Source organism: Serratia sp. 506_PEND (assembly GCF_001076875.1).
Lineage (GTDB): Bacteria > Pseudomonadota > Gammaproteobacteria > Enterobacterales > Enterobacteriaceae > Serratia > Serratia marcescens.
In genome coordinates this window covers 1-492 of record NZ_JVEL01000478.1, presented here as the reverse complement: position 1 = coordinate 492, position 492 = coordinate 1, and the positions used below count along the sequence as shown (strand labels likewise).

Genomic DNA, 492 nt, shown 5'->3' with positions numbered 1-492 from the left:
TCTGAGGAATGGTTGTCGGGAGACGTCCGGTGTCACTGAATCATGGACATGCCGGTTCTCCTCAGAGGATAGGGATTTCCTGTTAAAAATTACCGGCCACGTATCATCAGGCCGGCTGAATTTCAGCGTGCAGGTACGTTCAGCCCCGGCTGCAGCCGAAGTTACGCTCACCGTCACCGGTCTCTTTGGTTTCGCGTTTGGCAAGGTAAGCGGCCTGCGCCAGTGCCTGTTGCAACTGAGCATCATCACCGCGCGTCAGCCAGGACACCGGGTGCTTCGGGAAGCGGGCCAGAACGGCATGAGCCTGCGCATCCACCTTCAGGGCGCTGCACCACGCCTGTTTAATCATGCCGGCGAGCGTTTCCGGGTCCTGGTAATCCCCCGGCCCGCACCACGTATCTCGGTTCAGCAACAGCACCGCGTGGTAGTGCTTCTTCCCTTTGATTTCGCCGAACTCCCGCGCCCAGACAAAGCGCAGCGTGGTCGGCCAGA

At 60.0% G+C, this 492-nt stretch carries 1 protein-coding gene; it reads right to left on the bottom strand.

From position 1 onward, the window contains the following. Window positions 1-139 precede the first annotated feature (139 nt). Window positions 140-492: YagK/YfjJ domain-containing protein (locus ADK28_RS19390; protein ID WP_048796422.1), on the bottom strand; the 353-nt coding region annotated here is incomplete at its 5' end.